18 protein-coding genes are annotated in these 21,532 nt (G+C 65.9%); 11 read left to right on the top strand and 7 right to left on the bottom strand.

Annotated features, from left to right (window positions below):
* The first annotated feature begins 55 nt into the window (after positions 1-55).
* Together metH and AC13GA_RS07835 are read left to right on the top strand one after the other, a co-directional pair.
* Complete coding sequence (gene metH / locus AC13GA_RS07840) at positions 56-2,740, top strand: methionine synthase (protein ID WP_482997820.1); 2,685 nt, start codon at positions 56-58, stop codon at positions 2,738-2,740.
* A 78-nt stretch (positions 2,741-2,818) separates the two neighbouring features.
* Positions 2,819-4,003 carry an MFS transporter gene (locus AC13GA_RS07835; RefSeq protein ID WP_482997819.1) on the top strand — a complete coding sequence of 395 codons (1,185 nt, stop codon included), beginning with the start codon at positions 2,819-2,821 and terminating at the stop codon, positions 4,001-4,003.
* Between the two features lie 12 nt (positions 4,004-4,015).
* Here AC13GA_RS07835 and AC13GA_RS07830 read toward each other — a convergent pair whose 3' ends face one another.
* The 6 genes from AC13GA_RS07830 to AC13GA_RS07805 all read right to left on the bottom strand — a co-directional run bounded on the left by AC13GA_RS07830 (position 4,016) and on the right by AC13GA_RS07805 (position 10,125).
* Positions 4,016-6,088 (bottom strand): acyltransferase family protein, encoded by a 2,073-nt coding sequence (locus AC13GA_RS07830; protein ID WP_482997818.1) that lies wholly within the window; start codon positions 6,086-6,088, stop codon positions 4,016-4,018.
* A gap of 49 nt (positions 6,089-6,137) precedes the next feature.
* Positions 6,138-6,848 carry a DUF2058 domain-containing protein gene (locus tag AC13GA_RS07825; RefSeq protein WP_482997817.1) on the bottom strand — a complete coding sequence of 237 codons (711 nt, stop codon included), beginning with the start codon at positions 6,846-6,848 and terminating at the stop codon, positions 6,138-6,140.
* 10 nt (positions 6,849-6,858) lie between these two features.
* Positions 6,859-7,098, bottom strand: a complete 240-nt coding sequence (locus tag AC13GA_RS07820; RefSeq protein WP_136638281.1) for a SlyX family protein — start codon at positions 7,096-7,098, stop codon at positions 6,859-6,861.
* On the bottom strand, positions 7,091-8,440 hold the full coding sequence (locus tag AC13GA_RS07815; RefSeq protein ID WP_046982651.1) for a UDP-glucose dehydrogenase family protein: 1,350 nt from the start codon (positions 8,438-8,440) through the stop codon (positions 7,091-7,093). Before AC13GA_RS07815 ends, AC13GA_RS07820 begins: the two co-directional genes overlap by 8 nt.
* 23 nt (positions 8,441-8,463) lie before the next feature.
* Positions 8,464-9,441, bottom strand: coding sequence for an FKBP-type peptidyl-prolyl cis-trans isomerase (locus AC13GA_RS07810; protein ID WP_046982652.1), 978 nt, complete (start codon positions 9,439-9,441; stop codon positions 8,464-8,466).
* A 96-nt stretch (positions 9,442-9,537) separates the two neighbouring features.
* Positions 9,538-10,125, bottom strand: coding sequence for a glutathione peroxidase (locus AC13GA_RS07805; protein WP_046982654.1), 588 nt, complete (start codon positions 10,123-10,125; stop codon positions 9,538-9,540).
* Between the two features lie 608 nt (positions 10,126-10,733).
* Here AC13GA_RS07805 and AC13GA_RS07800 point away from each other — a divergent pair.
* The 6 genes from AC13GA_RS07800 to AC13GA_RS07775 all read left to right on the top strand — a co-directional run bounded on the left by AC13GA_RS07800 (position 10,734) and on the right by AC13GA_RS07775 (position 15,094).
* Positions 10,734-11,093, top strand: a complete 360-nt coding sequence (locus AC13GA_RS07800; protein WP_012511573.1) for a GntR family transcriptional regulator — start codon at positions 10,734-10,736, stop codon at positions 11,091-11,093.
* Entirely contained in the window at positions 11,093-11,983 is an 891-nt protein-coding gene (locus AC13GA_RS07795) for an ABC transporter ATP-binding protein (protein WP_136640066.1), read from the top strand. The genes AC13GA_RS07800 and AC13GA_RS07795 overlap by 1 nt, the downstream gene beginning before the upstream one ends.
* Positions 11,980-13,002 carry a hypothetical protein gene (locus AC13GA_RS07790; RefSeq protein WP_482997816.1) on the top strand — a complete coding sequence of 341 codons (1,023 nt, stop codon included), beginning with the start codon at positions 11,980-11,982 and terminating at the stop codon, positions 13,000-13,002. Before AC13GA_RS07795 ends, AC13GA_RS07790 begins: the two co-directional genes overlap by 4 nt.
* A 25-nt stretch (positions 13,003-13,027) precedes the next feature.
* Complete coding sequence (locus AC13GA_RS07785; RefSeq protein WP_482997815.1) at positions 13,028-13,915, top strand: DUF4097 family beta strand repeat-containing protein; 888 nt, start codon at positions 13,028-13,030, stop codon at positions 13,913-13,915.
* A 30-nt stretch (positions 13,916-13,945) separates the two neighbouring features.
* Positions 13,946-14,563 (top strand): YggN family protein, encoded by a 618-nt coding sequence (locus AC13GA_RS07780; protein ID WP_046987456.1) that lies wholly within the window; start codon positions 13,946-13,948, stop codon positions 14,561-14,563.
* A 105-nt stretch (positions 14,564-14,668) separates the two neighbouring features.
* Entirely contained in the window at positions 14,669-15,094 is a 426-nt protein-coding gene (locus AC13GA_RS07775) for a hypothetical protein (protein ID WP_041864559.1), read from the top strand.
* 53 nt (positions 15,095-15,147) lie between these two features.
* Here the strand turns inward: AC13GA_RS07775 and AC13GA_RS07770 are convergent, their stop codons facing one another.
* Positions 15,148-16,575, bottom strand: coding sequence for a class II fumarate hydratase (locus AC13GA_RS07770; RefSeq protein ID WP_482997814.1), 1,428 nt, complete (start codon positions 16,573-16,575; stop codon positions 15,148-15,150).
* A gap of 293 nt (positions 16,576-16,868) precedes the next feature.
* Between AC13GA_RS07770 and purB the strand changes: the two genes are divergently transcribed.
* The 3 genes from purB to AC13GA_RS07755 all read left to right on the top strand — a co-directional run bounded on the left by purB (position 16,869) and on the right by AC13GA_RS07755 (position 21,360).
* Entirely contained in the window at positions 16,869-18,236 is a 1,368-nt protein-coding gene (gene purB, locus AC13GA_RS07765; protein ID WP_136640068.1) for an adenylosuccinate lyase, read from the top strand.
* 802 nt (positions 18,237-19,038) lie between these two features.
* Complete coding sequence (locus AC13GA_RS07760; protein ID WP_482997813.1) at positions 19,039-20,454, top strand: ribosomal protein uL16 3-hydroxylase; 1,416 nt, start codon at positions 19,039-19,041, stop codon at positions 20,452-20,454.
* Positions 20,455-20,463: 9 nt separating this feature from the next.
* A complete protein-coding gene (locus tag AC13GA_RS07755; RefSeq protein WP_482998090.1) occupies positions 20,464-21,360 on the top strand; it encodes a GNAT family N-acetyltransferase in 897 nt (298 codons plus the stop codon).
* Positions 21,361-21,532 lie beyond the last annotated feature (172 nt).

Genomic DNA, 21,532 nt, shown 5'->3' with positions numbered 1-21,532 from the left:
GTCGCCGCCACCGTCCCGCATATTCCGCCCTATTGCTGTTGAGCCGCCGCCAACCATGACGCCTGTCCGCCCTACACGCCTGTCCGGCCTGGAACCACTGGTCATCACCCCGGACCTGCTGTTCATCAATGTCGGTGAGCGCACCAACGTCACCGGCAGTGCGCAGTTCCGCAAGCTGATCAAGGAAGGTCGCTACGAAGAGGCGGTGGACGTGGCCCGCCAGCAGGTGGCCAGCGGCGCGCAGATTCTCGACGTCAACATGGACGAGGGCCTGATCGATTCGGAAGCGGCGATGACACGCTACCTCAACCTGATCATGTCCGAGCCGGACATCGCGCGTATTCCGGTGATGGTCGACTCGTCGAAGTGGAGCGTGATCGAGGCCGGCCTGAAGTGCCTGCAGGGCAAGAGCGTGGTCAATTCGATCTCGCTGAAGGAAGGCGAAACGCTGTTCCGCGAACATGCACGCAAGGTGCTGCGCTATGGCGCGGCCGCGGTGGTGATGGCCTTCGACGAGGCCGGCCAGGCCGATACCTGCGCGCGCAAGGTCGAGATCTGCACCCGCGCCTACCGCCTGCTGGTCGACGAGATCGGTTTCCCGCCGCAGGACATCATCTTCGACCCGAACATCTTCGCTGTCGCCACCGGCATCGAAGAGCACGACAACTATGCGGTGGACTTCATCGAAGCTACCCGCATCATCAAGCAGACCCTTCCGCACTGCCATGTATCCGGCGGCGTTTCCAACGTCTCGTTCTCGTTCCGTGGCAACGAGACCGTGCGCCAGGCGATCCACTCGGTGTTCCTGTACCACGCCATCGCTGCCGGCATGGACATGGGCATCGTCAACGCCGGCGCCATGCCGATCTACGACGAGCTGGAGCCGGAGCTGCGCGAACGCGTCGAGGATGTGATCCTCAATCGCCGCAGCGACGCCACCGAGCGACTGCTGGAGATTGCCGAGCGCTACAAGGGCAAGAAGGGTGCGGCGAAGAACGAGGACCTGGCCTGGCGTGAGAAGCCGGTCGCGCAGCGCCTGGCACATGCACTGGTGCACGGCCTGGACGCCTGGGTCGAAGAAGACACCGAGCTGGCACGGCAGGCATCGAGCCGCCCGCTGGACGTGATCGAAGGTCCGTTGATGGATGGCATGAACGTAGTCGGCGATCTGTTCGGCGCCGGCAAGATGTTCCTGCCGCAGGTGGTCAAGTCCGCGCGGGTGATGAAGAAGGCGGTGGCCTACCTGCTGCCTTACATCGAAGCTGAAAAGGCGCGCAGCGGCGATACCGCCAAGAGCAACGGCCGCATCATCATGGCCACGGTGAAGGGCGATGTGCACGACATCGGCAAGAACATCGTGGGCGTGGTCCTGGCCTGCAACAACTTCGAGGTGGTGGATCTGGGGGTGATGGTGCCGGCGCAGAAGATCCTCGACGCCGCGCGCGAGCACAATGCCGATCTGATCGGCCTGTCCGGGCTGATCACTCCGTCGCTGGAGGAGATGAGCCACGTCGCCCGCGAGATGCAGCGCCAGGGCTTCGATCTGCCGCTGCTGATCGGCGGCGCCACCACGTCGCGCGCGCATACCGCGCTGAAGATCGACCCGCACTATCACGCGCCCACGGTATGGGTGAAGGACGCCTCACGAGCGGTTGGCGTTGCCCAGTCGTTGATCTCACGCGACCTGCGCGCGGCCTTCGTCGCGGCCAACGAAGCCGACTATGCCGAGATCCGCGCACGTCACCGCAACCGTGGTGATGCCAAGCGACTGGTTTCGCTGGAACACGCTCGTGGGCAGAAGTTCCAGGGCGGCTGGGACAGCTATGTACCGCCGGTTCCGAACCAGCCCGGCCTGCACGTGTTCGACGATTACCCGCTGGCCGAACTGGTGCCCTACATCGATTGGACACCGTTCTTCCAGGCCTGGGAACTGGCCGGCAAGTATCCCGCCATCCTCACCGACGAAATCGTCGGCGCGCAGGCCAGCGATCTGTACAAGGATGCCCGAGTGATGCTCGACCGCATCGTGGGCGAGAAGTGGCTCACCGCCAAGGCCGTGTTCGGCCTGTGGCCGGCCAACAGCGTCGGCGACGACGTGCGCGTACAACACCCGCGAGGCGAGACCACCCTGCACTTCCTGCGCCAGCAGGTGGACAAGCCCGCCGAGCGCCCGGACTTCTGCCTCGCCGATTTCATCGCACCGGCCGACAGTGGCCGCCAGGACTGGATCGGTGCATTCGCTGTCACCGCCGGCATCGGCATCGATGCGCACGTGGCCCGGTTCGAGGCCGACCACGACGACTACAACGCGATCCTGCTGAAGGCTCTCGCCGATCGCTTCGCCGAAGCGCTGGCCGAGCGCCTGCACCAGCGCGTGCGTACCGATTTCTGGGGCTACGACCATGCCGAGACACTGGACAACGAGGCGCTGATCGACGAGCAGTACAGCGGCATCCGCCCGGCTCCCGGCTACCCGGCCTGCCCGGAGCACAGCGAGAAGCGCCGGCTGTTCGACCTGCTGCAGGCAGAAGCCAACGCCGGCATGGAGCTGACCGAAAGCTTCGCGATGCTGCCGACCGCGGCGGTGTCGGGCTATTACTTCAGCCATCCGCAGAGCCAGTACTTCGTGGTCGGGCGCCTCGGCCGCGAGCAGGTGGGCGATTACGCTCGGCGCAAGGGCGTGGATCGCGCCCAGGCCGAACGCTGGCTGGCCTCCAACCTCGACTACGATCCGGAATGATCCGGTAGCACCGGGCCATACCCGGCGTCATCTCCTGCCCCCCGGGCATGGCCCGGCGCTACCGTGCATTATTCTGCGATGACCGTTCCCGTTGCCCGCCTCTCCAGCTTCTACCTGTTCTACTACGCGGCGCTCGGTGCGTTCACTCCGTACTGGAGCCTGTTCCTGACGGCGCGCGGCATGAACGTCACCGCCATCAGCGTGATGATGGGCCTGTGGTATGCCACCCGCGTGGTCGCCCCCAGCATGTGGACCACCCTGGCCGCAGCCTCACCACGACCGATCCGCCTGCTGCGGCTGGGGTGCGTGCTGGCGCTGATCAGTTTCACCGCCTTCCTGCTGCCGCTGCCACAGCCATGGATGTACCCGGCGATGGTCGTGTTCTGCTTCTTCTACAACGCGGTGATGCCGCAGTTTGAGTCGATCACCCTCACTCACCTCGGCAGCGACAGCCATCGCTACGGCCTGATCCGGGTCTGGGGCTCGCTCGGCTTCATCGCCATCGTGACCCTGTTCGGCTGGTTGATCGAGGGCGATGGCAGCGGCAACCGCGCCGCGCTGCTGCCGTGGCTGATGCTGCCGTTGTTTGTGTTGATGGTGGCCTCGGCCTTCAGCAACCACTATGCACGTGACATCAGCAAGGCCGACGGCGATGCCACTGGCTTCTGGCAGATCGTGCGCCGGCCACCAGTGCTCGCGTTCTTCCTGGCCGCGTTCATGGAGCAGCTGTCGTTCGGCCCGTACTACACGTTCTTCTCGGTCTACATGGATCACCACGGCTATCGCACCTCCACCCTCGGCCTGCTGTGGACCATCGGCGTGGTGTTCGAGGTAGGCGTGTTTTTCACCATCGGCCGCTTCTTCCGCCGCTACGACGCCAGCTGGATGCTGCTGATCGCGCTGGTCAGCTCCTGCCTGCGCTGGGCGGCGACCGCGTTGTTCCCGCAGAACCTGCCGGTGATGCTGGTCGCGCAGAGCGCCCATGCGCTCGGCTTTGCTGCCTTCTTCGCGGCAGCGATGCAGATGCTGGCGACCTATTTCCCCGGCCGCCTCAATGGCCATGGCCAGGGCCTGCTGTACGGATTCTCGTCCGGTGTCGGCGGCGTGCTGGGCGCGCTCATCGCCGGCCAGCTGTGGAAGATCGACGATGGCCGCACTGCATTCCTGGCCGGCAGTGCTTTCGCCCTGATCGGTGCCCTGCTGTGCTTCTTCGCATTGAGCCTGCCGCTGATCCGCGCGAGACGGCGGCGTCGCGCGCACTGACCATGCGCCAGGTCAGCGCTGCTGCAGAGCCTGCTGCAACGAAGGCAGCAACACACGGTTGCCGTGAGCGCTGAGATGATCACCATCGAAGAACAACGGTCGACCATCGCGCTGTGCTGGACATAGCACGTCATCGCACAGCACCGGCATCGGGTCCCACAGCACTCCGCCCGGCAGGCCATCGACCACTTGCCGCAGGCTGTCCAGCATCGGCGCACGCAGCGTTTCCATCGCCTCGCGCGTGCTGTCCAAGCCATTGCGGCAGATCTCGTTGCGCGCATTGAAGCGATCCGAACAGCGATACGGCGGCGCCGGCAACACCGGCTTGGGCGCCTCCAGCACAATACGTACACCGCGCTCGGCCAGCGGCTTCCACTGGGTGATCGCCTCTGCCACTTCGGCCTCACGTCCAGCAGCGGCTTCCGGGGTCAGCTCGCCTGCCAGCTGCGCCTGCGCATCGAACAACACGAACTGATCGGACAAGCGCGGTATCCGCAGCGACACCAGCACCACGGCATCACCTGGCTGCGCTCGCTGCGTGACGTCAGCGAGCATCGCTGCGTCAAAATCACTGCAACCGGCACCCGCGCCGCGCCACTTCTGCAGGCTCACCTGCGGGCATCCACCTCGCCCATAGAGGACGACCTCCGAGCCGGCCTCAAGCGCCAGCCGCTGCAGCAGCTCGATGTAAGCCATCGCATGCGAATCACCGGCAACAAAGACCCGCTTTGGCGCGCCGGCCGACAGCGGCCGTTCGCAGGCGCCACGGGCATAGGTCCGCATGCTGCCACCTGCGAAGCGTTGCTTGTCCGTTACCAATGCACAATGAGGATAGTCGCCTGCCACGCTCTTGCCGTTGGGATACCAGTCGGCCGGATGCCGGCTGACCGTGCTCAGTGATATCCGCGATGCCTGCAGGTAGAGCAGCGTCTGGGTGCCGGCCGCGACCATCAGAATGGCCGCGCCTGCCAGCACCCAACGACCTGGGCGCACGCGTTGCGCCAAAGTGCCGCGGAACGGTTGTTCCACCCAGCGCCACGACAACCATGACAGCAGCAACACCAGCGCCATCGCCGTGGTCATCTGCAAGGGTGTCCGTAGGCCTACGGTCCAGCGCATCAGCACGAATACCGGCCAGTGCCACAGATACAGTGAGTACGAGAGCAGGCCGATGTAGCGCATCGGCTTGCTGGCCAGCAGGCGTGCCACCCAGGACCGCGGATGATGATGCAGCGCCCACAGCAGGCCTGCAGCAGCGAAGGTCGGCAGCAGGCCGTCAGGCCACGGCGAACGTCCGGCCCGTGCGGTCCACAACGCCCAACACAGCAGGGCAAGCGCCACCATCGCAAGCAGCGAGAACACGGGGGCGGCGCGCTTCAGTGCAGCCGTCGTCACTGGATCCTGTGGCTGGCGAACATGCAGCACCTGGAACAACAGTACGCCAACACCCAACTGCCACAGCCGCGTACTGGTGGCGTAGAACGCCCACGATGGAGGTGTCTCGCGCAGGCCCAGCACCGCCGCATGCAGCAGCGACGCCACGCTGACCACGGCAAACAAGCCCAGGCTCATCCAACGCCCGCGCGCGCCGCGTGCCCAGGCCAGGAACAGCAGCGGGAACAGCAGGTAGAACTGCTCTTCCACGCCCAGCGACCAGGTATGGGTGTAGGGATTGAATTCGGCCTTGGGCGCGAAATAGTCGTTGCCGATCAGCGCCAGTACCCAGTTGCTGAAGCCGAAGAACGCCATCAGCCCGGTCTTGTCACTGGCCTCGCTGAGCCAGGACTCGGGAATGAACAGCACGCTGGCAACGGCGGTCAGCAGCAGGCAGCTGATCAGCGCAGGTGCGATGCGGCGGATACGGCGCGAATAGAAGCGCAGCATCGACTGCCACAGCGACAACGGTGGCAGCCGGTGCACCGACGCGCTGACCACGAAACCGGAAATGACGAAGAACACATCTACGCCAGTGAACCCGCCCGGCAACCAGGCCGGGTCCAGGTGGAACACGATGACGGCCAGCACGGCAATCGCGCGCAGGCCGTCAATGTGCGGCACGTAGCCACGGCTTGGATCAGCGGTCATCCCTTTCCCCACAACCGCGGAGGCAGCGCCAGCCGCGGTGGTTGCGTCCTTACCAGACCAGGTCGTCCGGCACCTGGAACTGCGGGTCGGCGTATGGATCTTCCTCGGCCGGGGCGTTCGGATCGACCTTCAGCGCCACCGACGCGGCAAACACTGCCTCGGACTGCGCCAGCACCTCGGCGGTGACCAGCAGGTAGCGGCCATTGAGCTGGACCACGCCCAGTTCACCGGCATTGAGCGCAGTCAGCTGCTCGGCAGTCACGTAGATGCGCTTGATCTTGCCGCCATACGGGAAGTGGCGGGCAATGTCGGCATCCTCGGCGTTCAGGCCCTTGTCCTTCAGCAGCTCTTCCAGCTTGGCCTTCGCCTCGCGGCGCACGCGCGCTTCTTCCTGCTTCAGGCGCTCTGCCTGGATCCGTTCTTCCTTTTCCTTCTGCGCACGGATGGCATAGGCCTTGGCCAGATCCATCTCTTCGGCACTGCGCGGCTTGCGCGGGCCCTGCTGCCCCTGCCCCTGGCCCTGGCCCTGGCCCTGGCCACGCGCCTGGCCGCCGGGCTTGCCGGCTCCAGCGTGGTGACCATGCCCACGGCGCTCGCCGGGCTTGTGCTCGCCCTTGCCTGCACCCTGCGGCTTTCCATTGCCATTGCCGCCCTTGCCCTGCGGGCGGCCGTCACGGCGAGGGCCATCATTCTTGCGCTCGGGCTTGGGCGCCGGCTTGAAGCCCAGGCCCATCAGCTGGTCGCGGAGGGTATCGCTCATAGAGTTCGGATCAGTAGTGCGGCGGCGGCGGTTCGCTCGCCGGATCGGAAGAATTCAGTGCGTTGCGGACCTTGCCCAGGTCTTCCAGCAGCACGCGCAGCACGTCGGCGTTGCGCATGCCCTGCATGCGGGCATCAGCCAGCGCATCGCTCAGTTCGGCAAGCGCCTGTTCCTGGAAGGACACGCGCATTTCAAGCTCGACCAGGCGCGCTTCCAGCGCCTGCTCGCGTTCGCTCGGCAGCTCAGACATGCAGCGAACGCCCCCGACCGATACCGTAGTACGCCAGGCCTGCAGCTTCCACCTCGGCCGGCTCGTACAGATTGCGGCCATCGAACACCGCCGCGTCCTTCAGCTGCTCACGCAGCTTCTGGAAATCGGGGCTGCGGAACTGCTTCCACTCGGTCACCACGACCAGTGCGTCGGCACCCTGCAGCGCTTCATCAGCGCTGTTGCAGAACACCAGGTCGTCGCGCTCGCCGAAGATGCGCTGCGATTCATGCATCGCTTCCGGGTCATACGCACGCACCGTCGCACCACCTTCCCACAGCTGCGCAAGCAGGCGACGGCTGGAGGCTTCGCGCATGTCGTCGGTGTTCGGCTTGAAGGCCAGGCCCCACACGGCAAACGTCTTGCCGCGCACGCCTTCGTCCTCGCCCTTGTCATAGTGGCGCTGGATGAGGGCGAACAGATGGCCCTTCTGTGCATCGTTGACCGCTTCCACGGCGTTCAGCAGCTTCGGCTCGAGGCCGTACTGCTGCGCGGTGCGGGCCAGCGCCTGCACATCCTTGGGGAAGCACGAGCCGCCATAGCCGGCGCCCGGATAGATGAAATGCCAACCGATGCGCGGGTCCGAACCGATGCCCTGGCGGACCTGCTCGACATCTGCACCGACACGCTCGGCGATGTTGGCGATTTCGTTCATGAACGAAATCTTGGTCGCCAGCATCGCGTTGGCCGCGTACTTGGTCAGTTCGGCCGAACGTACGTCCATTTCCACCACACGGTCGTGGTTGCGGTTGAACGGCGCATACAGACGGCGCATGACCGCCACCGATTCTTCGCTGGTCGCACCGATGATGATGCGGTCCGGGCGCATGCAGTCGGCAACCGCATCGCCTTCCTTCAGGAACTCCGGGTTGGACACCACGTCGAAGGCGATGTCCGCATTGCGCGCAGCCAACTCTTCGGCAATGGCCGCGCGCACCTTGTCGGCGGTGCCGACCGGCACCGTCGACTTGTTGACCACCACGGTCGGCACACTCATGTGCCGGCCGATGGTGCGGGCCACGGCCAGCACGTACTGCAGATCGGCGCTGCCATCCTCGTCCGGTGGCGTGCCTACGGCGATGAAAACGACCTGGCCATGGTCGATGGCGGCCGCGGCATCGGTGGTGAATGCCAGCCGCAAGGCGGCATGGTTGGCCTTCACCATGGGCTCCAGGCCCGGCTCGTAGATCGGGATGATGCCCTGGTTGAGGCCATCCACTTTGGCCTGGTCGATATCGACGCAGACCACCTGATGACCCACATCGGCCAGGCAGGTACCGGTTACCAGTCCAACGTAGCCGGTACCAAAAATCGCAACGCGCATATCCGTATTCGCTCCTGGATGACTTACGGCAGGACGCCCAGCAGCTCGACGTCGAAGGTCAGAGTTGCGTTCGGGCCGATCGGGCCACCCGGGGTGCCGTTTTCGCCATAGGCCAGGTTGCCCGGGATCCAGAAGCGGTACTTCGAGCCGACCGGCATCAGCGCGACGCCCTCGGTCCAGCCCTTGATCACCTGGTCCAGACCGAACTCGGCCGGCTGGCGGCCGTAGGAACTGTCGAACACGGTACCGTTGAGCAGCTTGCCTTCGTAGTTCACGCGCACCTTGCTGCTCGGCAGCGGGCGCTCGCCGCTACCCGGGCGGATCACCTGGTACTGCAGGCCCGAGGCGGTGGTCACCACGCCCGGCTGGGTCTTGTTCTTGGACATGAACGCATTGCCTTCCTCGCGGTTGGTCTGCGCGGCGGCGGCGGCCTTGGCCTGCATTTCGGCCTGCTTGGCACCCATGAACGACTGGATGGTGGCGGTCGCGTCAGCTTCCGTCATCTTCGGCTGGCCCTTGCTCAGGCCGGTGCTGATCGCGTCAAACAGCGAGGCGACGTCGATGTCGTCCTTCAGCTGCGCCAGCGACGGACCGACCGAATAGGAACCGATCATCTGCGACACCTTGACGCGGTCCACTTTCGCCGGCTGCGAGCCCGGCGCCATGCCCGGCACCTGCTGGCCGCTGCGGGCCATCACCACCTGGCGCAGTGCGGCATCGGTGGCCTTGGCCTGTTCCTGGGTGATCTGGGGCTGCAGGCCTTCGAAGGAGCGCTCCACGGCGGTGCGCAGGGCAGCTACGTCAATCTCATCGGCAATCGGAGTGAACGACTTGGCCACGTCCAGGCCGATGGCGTAGCCGAGCTTCTGCTTGGGGGAATTCAAGGTTGCGGTCTCCTTGGCGGCTGCGGGGGCAGCCGGTTGTTGCGACAGAGCGACACCCGAAGTGCCCATTGCCAGAATCAGAACCGACGCCGCGGCGCCGCGCATTCCCATCTTCATTCGCTGCATTCCTGAAAGTGTCCGGGCGCCGACGTCGGCGCGAAAAGAGTCATTGTCGCACGCATGCCGTCGATGTCGAGGCATACATGCCGGATATCAATGCGTGGCGGTAGCGGCCAGCGCCTTGTCGATGGCGGCGGTGAGCTGTGCATCATCCGGCGTCACCTTGCTGGCGAACTGGGCGATGACCTTGCCATCGCGGCCGACCAGGTATTTGTGGAAGTTCCAGGCCGGGGCTACGCCGGTGGCTGCGGCAAGGCGCTGATAAAGCGGCGTTGCCTGCTCCCCCACCACATGCACCTTCTCGAACATCGGGAACTTGACGCCGTAGGTCAGGGTGCAGAAATCCTGGATCTGCTTCTCGTCGCCCGGCTCCTGGCCCTTGAAATCATTGGACGGGAAGCCAAGCACCGCGAAGCCACGCCCCGCATAGCGCTTCTGCAGCGCTTCCAGCCCTTCGTACTGCGGGGTATAGCCGCACTTGCTGGCGGTGTTGACCACCAGCAGCACCTGCCCGTGGTAGCGCTGCTGCAGGTTGACCTGCTGCTTGCCGGCCAGCGGCCGGTAATCCAGGTCGAGCAGATCGGCAGCAAGGGCACTGCCGGAACCAACAGCGCCGGCCACCATCAGGACCAGCAGGGACAGACCGCGCAGGCGGCGCGGGGAAACAGTCGGCAGGGGCATCAGGAGCGGTCCGCGGTAGCCATTCAACAGGGGCCCGGCCAGCACCGGCCGGGGATCGGCCGAACTATAGCACCGGGCTCCGGCGCCCCTGATGGCACAGGCCCACCCGGGCTTTGCGCGGCGTGGCGAATGCGCCGCCCGGGCGCGATCGACGGCGCAGTGATGACATAGCATGGACATCACTGAATGCAAGGCGGATGTGGACTGCCCCCTGCGACAGTTTTATTTCTCTTTTAAATCAATTGAATAAAGGGATATTTCAGCAATCTGACCACCCCTGCCATCAGTTGGGGACGGTAGGGGGTTGCACGTAGGCGTGCCGGTGTTATAGTTGCATACAACACCAGTCACCTGAGACAGGGGGAAGCCATGAACGTCCGGATACGTCGCAACCTCACCGCACCCGCGGCCGCTGCCGTTTCGACCCTGATCGTGCTGGCCTGGCTGGCCGCGCCAACCTCCCCCGCCTCAACCGATAGTGCGCAGGACGCGACCGCTTCACCGGCAGGCAATGCTGCCCCCTCCCCCTCCCCCCCGCGTCGGCTGCACAGCTCCCTGTCCATGCCGTACTTCTCGTTCGCCCAGCCGCTGACCCCACGGAGCTGAATATGAGCGACATCCAGTGGAGCGACGGTGCTCCCATCTACCGTCAGTTGAAGGAGCGCGTGATCGCCATGATGCTCGACGGAATCCTCAAGCCGGGCGATGCCCTGCCTTCGGTGCGCCAGGTGGCCGCCGACTACCAGCTCAACCCCATCACCGTTTCGCGCGCTTACCAGGAACTGGCCGACGAAGGCTTGGTCGAAAAGCGCCGCGGGCTGGGCATGTTCATGACCGAACAGGCGGCCACGCAGCTGCGCAGCAGCGAACGCGAACGCTTTCTCAATGAAGAATGGCCAGCGGTCCTGGAGCGCATCCAGCGCCTGGGCCTGAGCCTCGACGAATTGCTGCCCCAGGGGAAATTCTGATGAATGCCAGTCCCACTACTGCTGCACCCGGCGATGCCGTCATCACCGCCAAAGGCCTGCGCAAGGCCTACAAGACCACCGTCGCCCTCGACAACGCCAGCTTCAGCATTCCGAGCGGGCGCATCATCGGCCTGATCGGTCCCAACGGCGCCGGCAAGACCACCGCCCTGAAGGCCATCCTCGGCCTGACCTCGGTGGAAGGCGAGCTGAGCGTGCTCGGCCGCGATCCGCGGCTGCACCGCGATGAACTGATGAACGACATCTGCTTCATCGCCGACGTGGCCGTGCTGCCGCGCTGGCTGAAGGTCCGCGAGGCGATCGATTTCGTCGCCGGCGTCCATCCGCGCTTTGACCGCGCCCGCTGTGAGCGCTTCCTGGCCAACACCAAGCTGCAGCCGAAGCAGCGCGTGCGCGAGCTGTCCAAGGGCATGATCGTGCAGCTGCACCTGGCGCTGGTGATGGCCATCGATGCCCGTATCCTAGTGCTGGACGAGCCCACCCTGGGCCTGGACATCCTGTACCGCAAGGAGTTCTACCAGCGCCTGCTGGAAGACTACTTCGACGAGCAGAAGACCATCATCGTCACCACCCACCAGGTGGAAGAGATCGAACACATCCTCAGCGACGTGATGTTCATCCGTGACGGCCGCATCGTGCTTGATGCGGAAATGGACGAAGTCGGGCGGCGCTACACCGAACTGCTGGTCAACGCCGACCAGCTGGACACCGCGCGCGCCCTGAAGCCGATCGACGAACGCAGCCTGACGTTCGGCAAGACCGTGATGCTGTTCGATGGCGTGCCGCGCTCCCAGCTTTCCACCCTTGGCGAGACCCGCAGCCCGGGCCTGGCCGACCTGTTCGTCGCCATCATGAAGGGGACCTACGCATGAATGCCGTCAACCACCCCGTCAGCCCACTGGGTACGCTGCGCTGGCTGCTCAAGCGCGAGTATTGGGAAAACCGCGGCGGATTCCTGTATGCCCCGCTGATCGCCGGCCTGATTTCGCTGGTGATGAGTACCGTCGGCATCGCCTTCGGCCTGTTCGCGCTGAACCGTGCGGCGCGTAACGGCGCGCTGCATGTCGATGGCGAAAGCGTGAACGTCAACGGCCTGGACCTGGCACTACTGACCCGCAACATCGACAGCAAGGACCTCACCGACCTCGGCAACGGCCTCGACCTGACCCTGGTGCTCAGCTCGGCATGGCCGTTCCTGGTGCTGGCCTTCGTGGTGTTCTTCTACTGCCTGGGCGCCCTGTACGACGACCGCCGCGACCGCAGCATCCTGTTCTGGAAGTCCTTGCCGCTGTCGGACACGCAGACCGTGTTGTCCAAGGTGATCAGTGCACTGGTGGTGGCACCGCTGATCGCGGTGATCGCCGGCATCATCACCATGTTCGGCTTCATGCTGATCATCAGCATCGTGGCCCTGATGCATGGTGGCAGCCCGATGACCCTGATCTGGGGTCCGGCCAGCCCGCTGACCCTGGCCGCCGGCCACCTGTCCTGGATTCCGGTCTATGCCCTGTGGGCATTGCCTACCGCCGGCTGGCTGCTGCTGTGCTCGGCCTGGGCCAAGAGCAAGCCGTTCCTGTGGGCGGTGATGCTGCCGCTGTTTGCCGGCGTCATCGTCAGCACCACCAAGATCATGCCGCTGTTCGGCCTGAGCACCGGCTGGTTCTGGCAGAACATCGTCGGCCGCCTGCTGCTGGGCGGCGTGCCGGGCATGGACCTGCTGTACCGCCTCAGCGCCGGTTCGCGCCGTGACCTGGATTCGGTGGTCAGCCTGATGTCCCCGGCTTCGCAGCTGAAGTCACTGGCGATGCCGGAACTGTGGATCGGGGCCGCCGTCGGTGCGTTCTTCATCTTCCTCGCCATCCGCCTGCGCAAGCGCGCCGGCGAGATCTGATTCCATCCACCCGGAGGCACCACCCATGCGTTCCCTGATCGCCTGTACCGCGTTGTTGCTGTTGCCGCTGTCGGCCCTTGCGACCGATGCACAGAACTGCAAGTTCACTGCTGCCCGCACGTTGAAGCTGGACGTGGCCGGTGCCAAGGCGGTGGTGTTCGAGGTCAACCAGCACGACCTGAAGGTCGTTGCCAGCGCCGGTGGTGGCCAGCTCGACGGCCGCGCCTGTGCCTCCAACCAGGAATGGCTGGACCAGCTGGTGCTGGACCAGCGCAAGGTGGGCGACAAGCTGGTGGTCAGCCTGCGTCGCGAGGGCCGCATCAGCAACATCAGCCTGGGCAACAGCTATGCCTGGCTGGATATCCGCGGCAGCGTGCCGGACAACCTGCCGCTGCAGGTCAAGGTCGGCTCGGGCGACGCCAGCGTTGAAAACGCGCAGTCGTTGAGCGTGGACGTTGGTTCCGGTGACGCCGCCGCCCGCGGCACCCGGGGCAGCATCCATGCCGCAGTGGGTTCGGGCGACCTCGACATCGACGGTGGCAGCTCGCTGAACCTGCTGTCGCTTGGCTCGGGCGACGTTACGGCGCGCAACATCGGCGGCGATGCCATTACCGGCACGGTCGGCTCCGGTGACCTGAAGATCACCGACGTGCGTGGCAACGCGCGGCTGGACACCGTCGGCTCGGGCGACATCGAGTTCAAGCGCGTGCAGGGCAATGTCGAGGTGGGCGTGGTCGGCTCCGGCGGCGTCGACCTCACCGACATCGGCGGCAATGTGCACGTCCGCAGCCATGGCTCGGGCGACATCCAGGTCGATGGCGTGCGCGGCAGCCTGACCGTCGACCACAGCGGCAGCGGTGACGTCGGCCACCGCAATGTCAGCGGCAAGGTCACCCTGCCGCGCAACAAGTAACTTCCAGCCAACCGATCCCAGGGGAATACCATGAACCTGTTGCGCCTGCTGCCTGCCACCCTGTTGTGCCTGCCGCTGATCGCCTGTGGCGGCACCTCTTCCTCGCCTGACAAGACCGTCGGCAAGAGTGTTGCCGAGGCCACCAGCGGCGTCGGCGAGACCGTCAAGGACGCCATGAACGATGCCCGCAAGGACATCGCCCAGGGCAACATCAAGATCTCCGCCGACAAGCAGCCGCGCGCGGAAATCACCCCGGACGGCCACCTGCTGATCGCGGGCAAGGACGTCGCCGCCAATGACGCGCAGCGCCGCCAGTTGCTGGAGTACCGCGGCCACGTGGTCGCCATCGCGATGGACGGCATGGACGTCGGCCTGGCCGGTGCCAAGCTTGGTGCCAGTGCCGCCGGCGAGGCGCTGAAGGGCATCTTCAGCGGTGACAGCGAAGGCGTCGAGAAGCGCATCAACGCCGAAGCCGCCAAGATCGAGGCCCAGGCCAAGCGCATCTGCGACCGCCTGCCCGCGATGCTGGCCAGCCAGCAGGCGCTGGCGCGCGAACTGCCGGCATTCAAGCCCTACGCGACGATGGACCAGAGCGACGTGGACGACTGCGGCAAGGACACCGGCAAGGGCCACACCGTCAATCTCTGACTGCGGCAAATGAGCGCACCCGGCCGGCAGCGCGCAAGCGTTGCCGGCCGACGCTGCCTGCGCGGGCTTACAATGGCGGCCCCGGATGCACCCGATCAAACCGCCATGAAGAAACTGTTCCTGCTGCTGGCCGCCCTGCTCTGCCTGGGCCTGGTTGGCTGTGACAAGGATTACCGCAACCACCGCGCCGAGCGCGGCAAGCCCAAGATTTCCGTGAGCGAAGGCATGGTCACCGTGCGTCGCCCACCCGCGCCGAACATCATCATCCTCGCCGATGGCACGATGAAGATGGACGAAATCCAGATTCCGCTGGACGACGCGCAGAAGCAGATGCTGCAGACCATGTTCGGCAAACTGCAGGTACTGCGCCAGAACACTCTGGTGGCGGCCCCGGCCGATCCCAACATGCAGCCAGTGAAGATCCAGCCGCCCGAAGGCATGGAAGTGATTCCGTCCGATCTGATCCAGCGTATCCCCGAGTTCAAGGACTACACCGACACCTTCGGCAACATCGTCGCCGACCGTCGCTGAAAAAAACGCCGCCCGAGGGCGGCGTTTCTCATTGACCCGGTAGCGCCGGTAGATCAACCGCCCGCGCCACCACCACCGGCCTGGATGCCACCGGCAGTCAGCGCGGTCGGATCCAGCAGGCGGCGCAGTTCGGCTTCGGCCAGGCCGCTGTCTTCCAGCGCCACGTCCAGCACCGGGCGCTGTTCCTTGTAGGCGCGCTTGGCGATCGCCGCAGCCTTCTCATAGCCGATGATCGGGTTCAGTGCGGTGACCAGGATCGGATTGCGTGCCAGCGCCTCGGCCACGCGGTCCTCGCGCACCTTCAGTCCGGCAATCGCGCTGTCGGCCAGCAGGGTGGACACATTGGCCAGCAGGCCGATGCCATCGAGCAGGTTCACCGCGATCAGCGGCAGGGTGACATTGAGCTGGAAGTTGCCGGTCTGGCCGGCCACGGTAATTGCAGTGTGGTGGCCGATCACCTGTGCACAGGCCATCACCGTCGCTTCCGGAATGACCGGATTGACCTTGCCCGGCATGATCGAGCTGCCCGGCTGCAGCGCCGGCAGTTCAATCTCGCCCAACCCGGCCAGCGGACCGGCGTTCATCCAGCGCAGGTCATTGGCGATCTTGATCAGTGCCACCGCCAGCGCATTGAGCTGGCCGGACAGCTCCACTGCATCGTCCTGCGCGGCCAGGCCTTCAAACTTGTTCTCGGCGCTGTCGAACTTGAAGCCCGTCTGCTGCTTCAGCGCCTTGGCCACCTGCGCGCCGAAATGCGGGTCGGCGTTGATACCGGTGCCGATGGCGGTGCCACCCAGCGGCAGCCGGCGCACGCGCTTGAGACTGTCTTCGATGCGCTCCTGGGCCGAGGCCAGCTGCGCCGACCATGCACCGAATTCCTGCTCGAAGGTGAGCGGCATCGCATCCATCAGGTGGGTACGGCCGGTCTTGACCACCTTGCGCAGGCTGCGGCCCTTCTTGTCCAGGGTCTTGCGCAGGTGTACCAGCGCCGGCAGCAGCTGCTCGTGCGTCGCAAGCACCGCCGACACGCGCAGTGCGGTCGGGATCACGTCGTTGGAGCTCTGCCCCTGGTTGACGTGGTCATTGGGGTGCACGGCGGTCTTGCCCGCCTTGCCGGCACGGTTGGCCAGGGTGGCAATGACCTCATTGGCATTCATGTTCGACGACGTGCCCGAGCCGGTCTGGTAGACGTCGATCGGGAAATGCGCGTCCCAGTTGCCGGCGGCCACTTCGGCGGCAGCGGACTGGATGGCCTTGGCCACGTTCTTCGGCAGATGGCCCAGCTCTGCGTTGACGCCCGCGGCGGCACCCTTGACCAGGCCCAGCGCGCGGATGAAACCGCGCGGCATTCGCTGACCCGACACCGGGAAATTCTGCACGGCACGCTGGGTCTGTGCGCCCCACAGGGCGTCCGCAGGCACCTGCAGCTCGCCCATGCTGTCGTGTTCGATTCTGAAACCCTTGCTTGCAGCTTTGCTCATTGCATCAACTCCGCACTACTTCAGTTGGGGAAAGGGAAGCGGCGGCTGGCAGGGTGTCGCTTCCCGGGCTGGCGGCTGCGCCAACGATACTCCCTTGCCGGTGACACGGGATGACGGGGACGGGCCAGATCGTTTCATCCGCAGGGCCGTTGTGCGTGCGCAAGGGTAGTGCCGGCCGCTGGCCGGCAATCCTTGGAAGCGTGGACCGGGTGTGGTTGCCGGCCAGCGGCCGGCATTACCTGACCGGCACGTCGTAGAATATGGCCCCCGCCGCTCGTCCCAGCCCTGCCGACATGTCCGATTCCGCCCTGCTCGCCCTGTCCCCGCTTGATGGCCGCTATGCCGGCAAGGTCGACGCCCTGCGCCCGATCTTCTCCGAGTACGGCCTGATCAAGGCCCGCATCACGGTCGAGGTGGAATGGCTGCTGGCCCTGGCCGCCGAGCCGGGCATCGTCGAACTGGCGCCGTTCTCCGACGCCGCCATCGCACGCCTGCGCGCCCTGGCCAGCAGCTTCAGCCCGGCCCAGGCCGCGCGGGTGAAGGAGATCGAGCGCACCACCAACCATGACGTCAAGGCGGTGGAGTACTTCATCAAGGAACAGCTGAAGGACGACGCCGAACTGGCCCCAGCCCTCGAATTCGTGCATTTCGCCTGCACCAGCGAAGACATCAACAACCTCAGCTACGGCCTGATGCTGGAACAGGCGCGCCGCGAGGTGCTGCTGCCGACCCTGGACGGCATCGCCAGCACCCTGCGCAGCCTGGCCCACGCCCAGGCCGGCCAGCCGATGCTGTCGCGCACCCACGGCCAGACCGCCTCGCCGACCACCCTGGGCAAGGAACTGGCCAACGTGGTCGCCCGCCTGGAGCGCCAGCGCAAGCAGATCGCCGCGGTTGAACTGACCGGCAAGATCAACGGCGCCGTCGGCAACTACAACGCGCACATCGCCAGCTACCCGGATGTGGACTGGCCGGCCTTCGCCGAGCGCTTCGTGACTGGGCTGGGCCTGGTGTTCAACCCGTACACCACCCAGATCGAGCCGCACGACAACATCGCCGAGATCGGCGACGCCGCACGCCGCGCCAACATCATCCTGATCGACCTTTCCCGCGACATCTGGGGCTACGTCTCGCTGGGCTATTTCAAGCAGCGCCTGAAGGAAGGCGAAGTCGGTTCGTCGACGATGCCGCACAAGGTCAACCCGATCGATTTCGAGAACGCCGAAGGCAACTTCGGCATCGCCAACGCGCTGTTCGAGCATTTCAGCGCAAAGCTGCCGATCAGCCGCTGGCAGCGTGACCTGACCGATTCCACCGTGCTGCGCGCGCTGGGCACCGCGTTCGGCCACAGCCAGGTGGCACTGGATTCGCTGGCCAAGGGCCTGGGCAAGCTGGAAGTGAACCCGCAGCGCCTGGACGCCGATCTGGATGCGGCGTGGGAAGTGCTGGCCGAGGCCGTGCAGACGGTGATGCGCCGTCATGGCCTGCCGAACCCGTACGAGCAGCTGAAGGCACTGACCCGCGGCCAAGGCATCACCGCCGAGTCGATGCGTGCGTTCGTGCAGGGGCTGGAGCTGCCGGCGGATGCGAAGCAGCGCCTGCTGGAGATGACCCCGGGCAGCTACACCGGTCTGGCCGAGTCGCTGGCGAAGAAGATTTAAGGGGTTTCCTTGCGGCGGCGGCCGCGGGCGCTGCCTGCGGCAGGCTTTACTGCAACGGCAACAGCAACTGCAACGTCAAAGGCGGCTCTGGGTTATGCCGTGCTTGGCGGGGCGGGTTGGGTTCGCGGGGGACGCCGTGAACCCGTCCCTGGGGGCTTGGCCGCGGCATCCATGCCGCGGACACCCCCACGAACCCAACCCGTCCCACCTCTGGCAGATTCCTGGTGGCGGATCGGAGAGCATTGGGTTGTCGGGACGGAATTTGAGAGGGACGCGGCTTCGCCGCGTCCCTCTTTCGTTTGTCCGATGGGGTCAGATCCCTTTTCCATCGGAAAAGGGATCTGACCCCACGAGCGCAGGAGCATGAGCAGGAGCAAGCGCAGCGCGCGACCCGCTTTTGCCTTGCTTTTCTTCTTCCATTCCGTGGCGGACCCCGCAGGAAACTGTCAGGGGCCGGGCGGGTGGGCCATGCAGGGGCGTTGGCGCCATGGATGGCGCCATCGAGCTTACAGGGGTGAGGGCGCTTTGCTTGCGAAGCAATGCTTCGCGAGCGACCGAACGCCCAGCCGCCAGCGGCTGGGCCGGGCCCCGGAGGGGGACTTGCAGCTTCCCCTGCATGGCCCACCCGCCCGGCCAAGCGCGGCTTTTGCTTGTGAACCTGACCGCCACGAGGGGCTCAGCCGTTGGCCGGACACCCCGCGACAAACCCGCGCACGTGCGCAATCCCGGCGAACGTCGGACAATGGAGGCCTTGGCGGCCCGCCGCGCCGCCCCTCCCGCTTTCCGCTGCAAGGATTCCCCCATGGCCGCCCGCAAGTCCTCCGCCCCCCTGATCGAAGTCACCGCCCGCCCCGGCCAGCCGCTGGGCATGGCGCCGGCCACCTTCCTGCGCGACTTCTGGCAGAAACGCCCGCTGCTGATCCGCAACGCCTTCCCGGATTTCCAGACCCCGGTGCAGCCGGAAGACCTGGCCGGGCTGGCCTGCGAAGAAGGCGTGCTGGCCCGCCTGATCGAGCATGACAAGACCCAGGACGGCTGGCGCGTGCGTACCGGCCCGTTCCAGGAAGAGATCTTCCCCGCCCTGCCCGACCGCGACTGGACCCTGCTGGTGCAGGACGTGGACAAGTGGGACAAGGACGTGCGCGCGCTGATCGAACACTTCAGCTTCCTGCCGCGCTGGCGCATGGATGATGTGATGATCAGCTTCGCCGCCACCGGTGGCTCGGTTGGTGCCCACGTCGACCAGTACGACGTATTCCTGCTGCAGGCCCAGGGCCACCGTCGCTGGCAGATCGATGCCAGTGAATCGATCAAGGGCAAGCAGCCGCCGCTGGGCTTCCGCCCCGACGTGGAGCTGAAGCTGCTGAAGGTGTTCAAGCCGACCCACGATTGGGTGCTGGCGCCGGGCGACATGCTGTACCTGCCGCCGAACGTGCCGCACCATGGCGTCGCCGAAGACCCCTGCCTGACCTTCTCGTTCGGCATGCGCGCGCCGTCCTCGGCCGAGCTGATCAGCGACTACCTCGACACCCTGATCGCCGATGCCGACGAGAACATCCGTTACCAGGATGCCGATCTGAAGGTGCCGGCCGACCCGAACGAAATCGATACCGTGGCGATGGCACGGGTGATCACCGCGCTCAACGCCATCCGCATGAACGACCCGGACAAGCTGGGCGACTGGTTCGGCCGCTTCATCACCACCTACCGTGCCGCCGGCGAAGTAATGCCCCACCAGGCTGCTCCGGCCCCGGAGGAAGTGGTCGAGGCGCTGGCCTCCGGACTGCTGCTGCAGCGCCACCCGTGGGCCCGCCTGGCCTGGCGGCGGGCCAAGCGTGGCGCCAGCCTGTATGTCAGCGGCCAGGACTTCGCGCTGCCGGTCAAGGACGCCCAGCGCCTTGCCGGTGCCGAACAGCTGGATGCCACCGCTTACCGCGGCCTGTCCGACAAGGGCCGCGCTGCGGTCCAGCAGCTGCTGGTCGGCGGTGTGTTCCAGCTGATCGACCCGAACGGGATGTATGAGGCCGAAGACGAGGAAGACGGTGAGGATGCCGTGGTGCTCGGCGAAGTCGTCGAAGGCCGTGACCGCGTGGATGTGATCGACGCCGACGCGGTGTCCGACGATGTCCACTCCGTGACCGTGCACGACGACGGCATCGAGGTCATCGTCAACTTTGAGGACGACGAGGAAGACGACAGCGACGACGGCCGCGGCTGAGCCATGACCGTGATCCGGGTCCAGCAGGTCAGCCACGCCGATGGACATGCCGCTCTCCACGACGTGCGCCAGCGCGTGTTCGTGCAGGAACAGGGCATCGCCGCCGAACTGGAGCGCGACGCGCTGGACCCGGTCAGCGCCCATGTGCTGGCGCTGGATGGCGACGGGCAGCCGGTCGGCACCGGCCGACTGGCCCCGGACGGCCGCATCGGCCGTATGGCGGTACTGGCCAGCCATCGCAGCCACGGGGTGGGCGAGGCTCTGCTGGAGGCGCTGGTCGAGGCCGGGCGGCGGCTCGGCCTGGCCGAGCTGCACCTGCACGCCCAGCTGCCCGCCCGCGATTTCTATGCGCGCCAGGGCTTTCTGCCCGAGGGCGAGGTGTTCGAGGAGGCCGGCATCGGCCACCAGCAGATGCGCCGCCGGCTGAGTGCCGCCAGCGCCATCGACAGCCGCGCCGAGGCGCTGGCCATCACCACCGCCATCGTCCATCGCGCCCGCCGGCAGCTGTGGCTGCACAGCCGCCAGCTGGATCCGGGCCTGCTGGATGCGCCGCCGGTGCAGGCGGCCCTGCGTCGCTTCGTCACCGCCCGCCACGACAAGCAGCTGCGGGTGATCGTGCACGATGCGGCCGCGATCGCCTCGGCCGGCGCGCCGCTGCTGGCGCTGGCCCAGCGCCTGCCAAGCGTGATCCAGTTCCGCGAGGTCACCGACCCGGTCGACCGTGCGCTGGCCTCGGCCTGCCTGCTCAACGATGCCGGCGACTTCTACTTTCGTCTGATCGGGCACCAGCTCGACGGCGAGGCCGGCATCGCGCTACCGGCACGTTCGCAGCCGTTCGAGCAGCAATTGCAGCGCGTCTGGGACCGTTCGCGCGATTGCAGCGAACTACGCGCGCTCGGCATCTGAGCCGGCGCAGCTGATCCAACCTGTCTGGAAGCGGCACCGGGGGACGCGCGATGCCCTTGGTGGTGCCCCTTCGTGTCCGGTTGGGGGTACAATTTGGCTGTTTGAACGCGCCCGTGCATGGCTATTCATCTTCGTGCCGGGTCCTTCTGAAGCCATACCCCACAAAGCGAAT

Source organism: Stenotrophomonas sp. 22DLJC03 (genome assembly GCF_056861405.1).
This window is presented reverse-complemented; position numbering and strand designations above follow the sequence as displayed.

What these genes read in the sequence shown, in the direction of transcription:
- AC13GA_RS07760 (WP_482997813.1), top strand. Translation starts at nt 19,039, where the DNA reads ATGGCCGCCCGCAAGTCCTCCGCCCCCCTGATCGAAGTCACCGCCCGC.
- AC13GA_RS07795 (WP_136640066.1), top strand. Translation starts at nt 11,093, where the DNA reads ATGAATGCCAGTCCCACTACTGCTGCACCCGGCGATGCCGTCATCACC.
- AC13GA_RS07820 (WP_136638281.1), bottom strand. Translation starts at nt 7,098, where the DNA reads ATGTCTGAGCTGCCGAGCGAACGCGAGCAGGCGCTGGAAGCGCGCCTG.
- AC13GA_RS07775 (WP_041864559.1), top strand. Translation starts at nt 14,669, where the DNA reads ATGAAGAAACTGTTCCTGCTGCTGGCCGCCCTGCTCTGCCTGGGCCTG.
- AC13GA_RS07780 (WP_046987456.1), top strand. Translation starts at nt 13,946, where the DNA reads ATGAACCTGTTGCGCCTGCTGCCTGCCACCCTGTTGTGCCTGCCGCTG.
- AC13GA_RS07810 (WP_046982652.1), bottom strand. Translation starts at nt 9,441, where the DNA reads ATGAAGATGGGAATGCGCGGCGCCGCGGCGTCGGTTCTGATTCTGGCA.
- AC13GA_RS07835 (WP_482997819.1), top strand. Translation starts at nt 2,819, where the DNA reads ATGACCGTTCCCGTTGCCCGCCTCTCCAGCTTCTACCTGTTCTACTAC.
- AC13GA_RS07805 (WP_046982654.1), bottom strand. Translation starts at nt 10,125, where the DNA reads ATGCCCCTGCCGACTGTTTCCCCGCGCCGCCTGCGCGGTCTGTCCCTG.
- purB (WP_136640068.1), top strand. Translation starts at nt 16,869, where the DNA reads ATGTCCGATTCCGCCCTGCTCGCCCTGTCCCCGCTTGATGGCCGCTAT.
- metH (WP_482997820.1), top strand. Translation starts at nt 56, where the DNA reads ATGACGCCTGTCCGCCCTACACGCCTGTCCGGCCTGGAACCACTGGTC.
- AC13GA_RS07825 (WP_482997817.1), bottom strand. Translation starts at nt 6,848, where the DNA reads ATGAGCGATACCCTCCGCGACCAGCTGATGGGCCTGGGCTTCAAGCCG.
- AC13GA_RS07785 (WP_482997815.1), top strand. Translation starts at nt 13,028, where the DNA reads ATGCGTTCCCTGATCGCCTGTACCGCGTTGTTGCTGTTGCCGCTGTCG.
- AC13GA_RS07770 (WP_482997814.1), bottom strand. Translation starts at nt 16,575, where the DNA reads ATGAGCAAAGCTGCAAGCAAGGGTTTCAGAATCGAACACGACAGCATG.
- AC13GA_RS07815 (WP_046982651.1), bottom strand. Translation starts at nt 8,440, where the DNA reads ATGCGCGTTGCGATTTTTGGTACCGGCTACGTTGGACTGGTAACCGGT.
- AC13GA_RS07830 (WP_482997818.1), bottom strand. Translation starts at nt 6,088, where the DNA reads ATGACCGCTGATCCAAGCCGTGGCTACGTGCCGCACATTGACGGCCTG.
- AC13GA_RS07790 (WP_482997816.1), top strand. Translation starts at nt 11,980, where the DNA reads ATGAATGCCGTCAACCACCCCGTCAGCCCACTGGGTACGCTGCGCTGG.
- AC13GA_RS07800 (WP_012511573.1), top strand. Translation starts at nt 10,734, where the DNA reads ATGAGCGACATCCAGTGGAGCGACGGTGCTCCCATCTACCGTCAGTTG.